The sequence below is a fragment of the Bacillus timonensis genome (assembly GCF_004799755.1).
Classification (GTDB): domain Bacteria; phylum Bacillota; class Bacilli; order Bacillales; family Bacillaceae_L; genus Ferdinandcohnia; species Ferdinandcohnia timonensis_A.
Genome location: NZ_SLUB01000095.1, coordinates 1 through 8,528, shown reverse-complemented (window position 1 = coordinate 8,528; position 8,528 = coordinate 1). Strand labels below are relative to the sequence as shown.

Annotated in this window: 6 protein-coding genes and 1 pseudogene; all 7 read left to right on the top strand. The window is 37.7% G+C overall.

Going from position 1 to position 8,528, the window contains the following annotated elements; translation table 11 throughout:
- Positions 1-396: 396 nt before the first annotated feature.
- The 7 genes and pseudogenes from mnmE (at position 397) to E1I69_RS23310 (ending at position 8,402) form a co-directional block, all read left to right on the top strand.
- Positions 397-1,773, top strand: coding sequence for a tRNA uridine-5-carboxymethylaminomethyl(34) synthesis GTPase MnmE (gene mnmE, locus E1I69_RS23340; protein WP_136381900.1), 1,377 nt, complete (start codon positions 397-399; stop codon positions 1,771-1,773).
- Between the two features lie 73 nt (positions 1,774-1,846).
- A complete protein-coding gene (gene mnmG / locus E1I69_RS23335) occupies positions 1,847-3,730 on the top strand; it encodes a tRNA uridine-5-carboxymethylaminomethyl(34) synthesis enzyme MnmG (RefSeq protein ID WP_136381899.1) in 1,884 nt (627 codons plus the stop codon).
- Positions 3,731-3,749: 19 nt separating this feature from the next.
- The gene (gene rsmG, locus E1I69_RS23330; protein ID WP_136381898.1) at positions 3,750-4,466 is read left to right on the top strand and encodes a 16S rRNA (guanine(527)-N(7))-methyltransferase RsmG; all 717 of its coding nucleotides are present in this window, start codon (positions 3,750-3,752) and stop codon (positions 4,464-4,466) included.
- Between the two features lie 156 nt (positions 4,467-4,622).
- Positions 4,623-5,525, top strand: coding sequence for a nucleoid occlusion protein (gene noc / locus E1I69_RS23325; RefSeq protein ID WP_136381897.1), 903 nt, complete (start codon positions 4,623-4,625; stop codon positions 5,523-5,525).
- Positions 5,526-5,958: 433 nt separating this feature from the next.
- Positions 5,959-6,720, top strand: coding sequence for a ParA family protein (locus E1I69_RS23320; protein ID WP_136381896.1), 762 nt, complete (start codon positions 5,959-5,961; stop codon positions 6,718-6,720).
- On the top strand, positions 6,713-7,570 hold the full coding sequence (locus E1I69_RS23315; RefSeq protein WP_136381895.1) for a ParB/RepB/Spo0J family partition protein: 858 nt from the start codon (positions 6,713-6,715) through the stop codon (positions 7,568-7,570). Before E1I69_RS23320 ends, E1I69_RS23315 begins: the two co-directional genes overlap by 8 nt.
- A gap of 158 nt (positions 7,571-7,728) precedes the next feature.
- Positions 7,729-8,402 (top strand): annotated as a pseudogene (locus E1I69_RS23310) (DUF554 domain-containing protein).
- Positions 8,403-8,528: the final 126 nt, after the last annotated feature.

Here is an 8,528-nt window from a genome sequence, read left to right as displayed (position 1 = left end):
ACCGCCCGCGGAAAGCGAGTACCTGCAGCGGAAATCAACAACCTAGTTTTAGTTGACCCAATAAATATAAAAAATGAGGGGCTGTCCTCAAAAGTCACTTTTCAATGACTTTTTGGACAGCCCCTTTTTTGTGCGCTTTTTTAATAGGGAAAAGGACCTGGTCTTTTTATAGAACAAACTGTTATATTACAGGAATTTCGGTTAATGGGCACATGGATGTATTCTTCATTATTGTTATTCACATGTGGATAAGATAAAATGAAGAGTAGTTTATTTTAGGAAAAACCAGAATTTGTTTTCCTTGTGGATAAATAGGCAATACTAGTAAAAAGTTATTCACAGATTAAGCTAAAAAGCAAAAGTCAATGGAATGTTGATATATAAGAAGGTGAAATAATGGAGTTTGATACAATAGCAGCCATCTCAACTCCAATGGGTGAAGGAGCAATTGCAATCGTTCGATTAAGTGGGGATGAAGCAATTGATATTGCAAATCGAGTATTTAAAGGGAAAAATTTAAAAGAGGTAGAGTCACATACAATTCATTATGGACACATTGTAGATCCAGATACAAAACAAGTCGTAGAGGAAGTCATGCTAACCTTGATGAGGGGACCTAAGACCTTTACGAGAGAGGATGTAATTGAAATCAATTGTCATGGTGGACTTGTATCGGTAAACCGAGTTCTTCAGTTGGTTCTTACCAATGGAGCAAGACTAGCTGAGCCAGGAGAGTTTACGAAGCGTGCCTTTTTAAATGGCCGGATAGATCTCTCGCAGGCAGAGGCAGTTATGGACTTAATCCGTGCAAAGACTGACCGTGCAATGAATGTAGCAATTGGTCAAATGGAAGGGAAGTTATCTACCCTTATCAATCGTTTGCGTCAAGAATTGCTTGAAACATTGGCACATATTGAAGTGAATATAGATTATCCCGAGTATGATGACGTCGAGGAAATGACCCATCGTGTGTTACTAGAAAAAGCCAGCAAAGTACGCGAGGAGATCATAAAATTATTAGAAACCTCAAACCAAGGGAAAATTTTACGAGAAGGCTTATCTACTGTTATTATTGGTAGGCCGAATGTGGGAAAGTCATCTTTATTAAATAGCCTTGTTCATGAAAATAAGGCTATTGTAACAGATATTCCAGGGACAACTCGGGATGTAATTGAAGAATATGTCAATGTACGAGGGGTTCCATTACGTCTTGTCGATACTGCGGGAATCCGTGAAACAGAGGATATCGTGGAACGAATTGGTGTCGAACGCTCACGCGAGGTTTTGAAAAAGGCAGATCTTATTTTACTTGTGTTAAACTATGGGGATGAGTTGACAGAAGAGGACGAGCGTTTATTTGAAGCTGTTTCAGGTATGGATTCAATTGTCATCATTAATAAAACAGACCTTCCGCAAAAGATAAATATAAAAAGGGTTAAGGAGCTTGCTAATGACAATCCAATCGTTACCACCTCTTTACTAGAGGAGAAAGGGGTAGATGCTCTTGAAGAAGCGATTTCCTCCCTGTTTTTTACTGGTAATGTTGAAGCAAATGATTTAACATATGTTTCTAACTCTCGTCATATTGCCTTGTTAACGCAAGCAAAAAAATCGATTGAAGATGCTATAACAGGCGTGGAATCTGATCTGCCAATAGACATGGTTCAAATTGATTTAACAAGAACATGGGAACTATTAGGGGAAATTGTCGGAGATGCTGTACACGAAAGCTTAATCAATCAGTTGTTTTCACAATTTTGTTTAGGAAAATAGAAATTAAACATGAGTTCAAAAGGTGTCTTTTTCTGTCGCTTTTTTGAACATCCTTTAAGAGGAGGAAGTAACATTGAGCTATGATGCCGGTAATTACGATGTCATCGTCATTGGTGCAGGTCATGCGGGCAGTGAAGCGGGTTTAGCTTCTGCTCGTCTAGGTGCCAAGACACTGATGATTACAATTAATTTAGATATGGTCGCATTTATGCCATGTAACCCATCCATAGGTGGACCTGCCAAAGGAACTGTTGTCCGTGAAATCGATGCCCTGGGCGGTGAAATGGCTAAAAATATAGATAAAACACATATTCAAATGAGAATGCTAAACACAGGGAAAGGTCCTGCTGTTCGTGCTTTACGTGCACAAGCAGATAAGTTTTCCTATCAACATGAAATGAAAAAGACTTTAGAAAATGAACCGAATTTAACCCTTGTCCAAGGAATGGTGGAACGTCTAATTGTTGAAGATGATGAGTGTAAAGGTGTTATTACAAAAACAGGAGCTACCTACCATGCCAAAACAGTTGTTATTACAACCGGTACATTTTTACGTGGCGAAATCATTATTGGTGAATTAAAGTATTCAAGCGGACCAAATAACCAACAGCCATCTATTAAGTTATCTGAGCAACTTGAGGAGCTAGGCTTTAATTTAGTGCGTTTTAAGACGGGTACACCACCACGTGTCAATAGTCATACAATTGACTACAGTAAAACAGAAATCCAACCTGGTGATGAAACACCTAGGGCTTTTTCTTATGAAACAGTTAAATACATCACCGATCAGCTTCCATGCTGGTTAACATATACTAGCGAAAAAACACATCAAATCATTGATGAAAATTTACATCGTTCTCCTATGTACTCGGGAATGATTAAAGGTACTGGGCCACGATATTGCCCGTCAATTGAGGATAAGGTAGTACGTTTCCATGACAAGCCAAGACATCAGATTTTCCTTGAGCCAGAAGGAAGAAATACGCAGGAGGTCTATGTTCAAGGCCTTTCTACAAGCTTACCTGAAGATGTACAACATCGTTTAATTGCTTCTGTTCCAGGACTTGAAAATGCTCAAATGATGAGACCAGGATATGCAATTGAATACGATGCGATTATCCCGACCCAACTTTGGCCAACACTTGAAACGAAAAAAATTAAAAACCTTTATACAGCGGGTCAAATAAATGGAACATCAGGGTATGAGGAAGCGGCAGCCCAAGGGATTATGGCTGGTATAAATGCTGGACGACGAGCTCTAGATAAAGAGGAAGTTATTTTAAGCCGTTCGGATGCTTATATCGGTGTACTTATAGATGATTTGGTTACAAAAGGTACTGCTGAACCATACCGTCTCCTAACTTCTCGTGCGGAATATCGTTTACTTCTTCGCCATGACAATGCAGATTTACGGTTAACCGAGCTTGGTCATGAGATTGGGTTAATCCCTGAAGAAAGATATCAAAAGTTCTTAGATAAAAAGGCAGCTATCGAACAAGAAATGGAACGTCTTCAAAGTATACGTATTAAACCAACAGATGAAGTACAAGAACTAATTCGCTCAGTGGGTGGAAGTGAGTTAAAGGATGGCATTTTAGCAGCTGATTTATTAAAACGACCTGAAATGACGTATGAGCATATTCGTAAGTTAGCTCCTAGTGATCAAGAGGTTCATCCTGATGTTGCGGAGCAAATTGAGATTCAGATCAAGTATGAAGGATATATTCAAAAATCCTTGCAGCAAGTTGATAAATTAAAGCGGATGGAAGATAAAAAAATTCCTGAAAACATTGATTATGATGCGATTTCTGGTTTGGCAAATGAAGCTAGAGCAAATTTGAAAGAAGTACATCCATTATCACTAGCTCAAGCCTCTAGGATTTCTGGTGTAAATCCAGCTGATATTTCCATTCTGCTCGTATACCTTGAGCAAGGAAAAATTGCACGGGTAAACTAATTGGGGAAGGAAACGTTATATGGACACTTCATTATTTACATCTATGTTGGAGGAGAAGGGGATTTCCCTTTCTCCAACCCAACTAAAACAGTTTGAAACCTATTTCAAATTATTAGTTGAATGGAATGAAAAAATGAACCTTACGGCAATCACAGAGAAGCCTGAGGTCTATTTAAAGCATTTTTACGATTCGATTTCGGCTGCATTTTATTTTGATTTTACAAAAGAATATTCGATTTGTGACGTAGGAGCGGGTGCGGGATTCCCAAGTATCCCTCTAAAGATCTGTTTTCCAAATTTGAAAATTTCTATTGTCGACTCTCTTCAAAAGAGAATTACTTTCCTTAACGAGCTTTCAAATGAGCTACAGCTTGATCATGTGACATTTTATCATGATCGTGCTGAAACCTTTGGGCAAAAGGGAGTAATTCGGGAATCCTTTGATATTGTAATGGCGAGAGCTGTCGCTAGAATGTCAGTATTAAGTGAATTATGTTTACCACTTGTGAAGGTAAATGGAACATTTATCGCAATGAAGGCTGCTTCCGTAGCAGAAGAGCTAGAGGAAGGGAAGAAAGCAATCACAACACTGGGTGGCAATCTAAAAGAGGTACATCACTTTTTATTACCGATAGAAAATAGTGACCGAAACATTGTAATTATCGAAAAGAAGAAACCAACACCCAAAAAATACCCTCGTAAACCAGGGACGCCAAATCGTTCACCTATTAAATAATGTATGGTGAGCGATTTTATTACATGTATATCATTTGCAGCCCCACGAATTAGTAGAAAGATAGTAAGATTTTTGTAAAATTCATGTTATAATAGAAGGAATGAGAGAGAAAATAGAGAATACGTATTAGTGGGAGTTCTAAGGGGTGGTGGAATTATGAAGCATCCATTTTCACGATTATTCAGCATCGGTGAAAAAGATGATAAACAACAAATGAATCAAGAACAGGTGGTAGAAACACAATTAGAGGATTCAATAGATGATGAAGAGACACACCTGGAGGAAGTACGACAAATTCCGATCAATGAGATTGTTCCAAACCGATATCAACCGAGAACTGTTTTTGCAGAGGATAAAATAAAAGAGCTTGCATTAACCATACGTACACATGGGATCATCCAACCAATAGTTGTTCGACAATTTGCTGATAATCAATATGAAATCATTGCTGGTGAACGACGTTGGAGAGCCGTTCAGACTCTTGAATGGGAGACAATTCCAGCCATTATTAAAGAATTCAATGATGCAGAAACCGCATCCGTTGCGTTGATCGAAAACCTACAACGTGAAGAATTGTCAGCGATTGAAGAAGCGTATGCTTATGCTAGATTACTAGAATTACATAACCTTACACAGGAAGCGCTAGCTCAGCGACTAGGGAAAGGCCAGTCGACAATCGCAAATAAGCTGCGTTTATTAAAGCTGCCTGAAGAAGTCCAACAAATGCTAATGCAAAAGAAGCTTACAGAGCGTCATGCAAGAGCCTTAATTCCTCTTAAGGATCCAGAAAAGCAAATTAAACTGATGCATGACATTATTGAAAAAGAACTAAATGTTAAGCAAACAGAGGATCGAGTCGTAAAAATCCTTGAATTAGAAAAAGAACGAAAGCGGCCAAAGCCAAAATTCAAAGCAGTTAGTCGTGATATGAGAATTGCAATGAATACGATTCGCCAATCATTAACAATGGTTGAGGAAAGTGGTGTCAACTTAAATACAGAAGAGGAAGAATTTGACGACTATTTCCAATTTACGATCCGAATTCCTAAAAATAAATAATTAATTTGATTTCCTTACCTATTCGAGGTGAGGGAATTTTTTTTTGAATCGGTTCTACCCTTTTTTGGGAACAACGTAGTTAAAACATACCATTTATCATCGAAAATGTTTCACGTGAAACATTTTTTATAAAAAAAGATAAACCCTATCATTTTTTCATGATAGAATAGTAAAAGTGATAGTATAACTTATTCAGTTGGCAAACCCCAACCGAATAAGTATAAGCCTCCGGCGGATGCCACAGATTTTCAAAGGAAATTTTCGAGCATAGGATCAAAGACTAAGAACGCCACTTCCTGTGGCAACGTCTTTGTGACCCACCTCTTGTGGGCCTAAAAATCTGGGCGCAAATACGCCAAGGCGCATTTGATAAAGACCCTCACTTTGTAAAAAAATGTAGAAAAGTAGTTTATTAGTGAAAGTAGGTGACATCGTGGGGAAAATCATCTCAATTTCTAACCAAAAGGGTGGAGTAGGGAAAACAACTACTTCCGTTAACCTTAGCGCATGTTTAGCTTATGTCGGAAAGCGGGTTTTACTTGTCGACATTGACCCTCAAGGGAATGCAACAAGTGGTTGCGGCATAGAAAAAGCAAATGTAGATCAATGCATCTATGATGTGCTTGTTGATGATGTAGAAGCGAAGGATGTTACAGTTCCAACGACAGTTGAAAATTTATATATGATTCCAGCAACAATCCAATTAGCAGGTGCTGAAATTGAGTTAGTGCCTACAATTTCTCGCGAGGTTCGTCTGAAAAGAGCCTTAGATGAAGTTAGAGACCAATATGACTATATTATTATTGACTGTCCACCATCTTTAGGTCTGTTAACATTAAATGCATTAACAGCTTCAGATACAGTGATTATTCCAGTTCAGTGTGAATATTACGCACTTGAGGGCCTAAGTCAACTTTTAAATACCATTCGTTTGGTTCAGAAACATCTAAATACAGATTTAATGATTGATGGAGTACTTTTAACTATGCTTGATGCAAGAACAAACTTAGGTATTCAAGTTATTGATGAAGTGAAAAAGTATTTCCAAGACAAAGTTTATAAAACAATTATTCCGAGAAATGTACGATTAAGTGAAGCTCCAAGTCACGGAGAACCAATCATCATCTATGATCCAAAATCAAGGGGTGCTGAAGTATACTTAGATCTTGCAAAGGAAGTGATTGTGAATGGCTAAAGGGTTAGGTAGAGGTGTTAATGCTTTGTTCCAAAATATGGAGGTAGGCACTGAAGAGGTTGTAAAAGAAGTAAAGATTACTGAATTAAAGCCGAATCCATATCAACCAAGAAAGACGTTTGAGCCAGAGGCAATTGCTGAATTAAAGGAATCCATCCTGACACATGGAGTTTTACAGCCTTTAATCGTCCGAAAAACAATTAAAGGCTTTCAGATTGTAGCGGGTGAAAGACGTTACCGTGCTGCCAAAGAAGCAAAGTTAAAAACAGTTCCTGTAGTTGTTCGTGAATTAAACGAGCAGCAAATGATGGAAATTGCATTACTCGAAAATCTTCAGCGTGAGGATTTATCACCAATTGAAGAAGCCTTTGCTTACCAATCCTTATTGGACAATTTAAAAATCACACAAGAACAGCTTTCAAAAAGAGTAGGAAAAAGTAGACCCCATATCGCAAATCACCTTCGTCTTTTATCTCTACCTAAACATGTACAAATTTTAATTTCCGAAGGGAAATTGTCCATGGGGCATGGACGTACATTATTAGGACTTAAAAAGAAGGAAAAATTAAATGCAATTGTTGATAAGGTCATTGCTGAGGAATTAAATGTTCGTCAATTAGAAGCATTGGTTAATCAACTGAATCAAAATGTTCCACGTGAAACATCTAAACCACCAAAAAAGGAAAAGGATGTCTTTATTAAAGAACAAGAGTCGTTCCTACGCGAACGTTTTGGTACATCTGTAACGATTAAACAAACGAAGAAAAAGGGGAAAATTGAAATTGAGTTCTTTTCAAATGAAGATCTTGAAAGAATTCTTGAACTGTTAGAATCACCAAAAATCTCATAATAGCCAATAGAAAACCTGCATGTTTTTATTTAATCAAATAAGACTGTGCAGCGTTTTTTATTACATACAAACTTATATACTAGGGGAAATGAAAATTGGTTTTGTTAGGGACGATTGTAAATGGGTTGTGTATAGCAGCAGGAACTTTATTAGGAAAGGTGTTACACCGTATTCCCGAAAAGGTAAAAACAACGGTTATGCATGGAATTGGGCTTGCCGTTTGCTTGCTAGGAATTCAAATGGGACTCAAAAGTGAACAGTTTTTAATTGTTATTTTTAGTTTAGTGTTTGGTGGTATTCTCGGTGAATGGTGGGGTTTTGAAGATAAATTAAATATGTTAGGAAAATGGATTGAAAAGAAGGTTGGCTCCTCATCAGGTGAGGGCACGATTGCAAAGGGGTTTGTAACAGCCACCTTGATATTTGTAATAGGTGCAATGGCAATCATTGGGGCCCTTGATAGTGGCTTGCGCAATGATCACCGTGTTCTTTATACAAAGTCCATTCTAGATGGATTTACGAGTTTAATATTATCGACAACGTTAGGTATTGGTGTACTGTTTTCCGCAGTGCCTTCATTCTTTATCAAGGCTCTATTGCTTTATTTGCGACACAAATTGATAAATGGGTACCAGCTGAGCTGATGGACTCGTTTATTGTCGAAATGACGGGAACTGGAGGCTTAATGATAGTCGCAATCGGGACAAACTTATTGGGCATAACTAGTATACGTGTTGCGAATCTATTGCCAGGTATTTTAGTAGTTGCTCTTCTCGTAACCGTGTTGTATTATTGGAATTCTATCATTTATTTTGCACAAGCTATTTTTTAAAAAGATAAGAAAGTATAAAAATTTGGGTCTACCACAGTCATTTAAGCTGTGGTATTTTCATTTTATGGAGACCAATATATTGAGAAGAATATTTTTTGATAAACACCAACATTGGGAAGCTTTCAA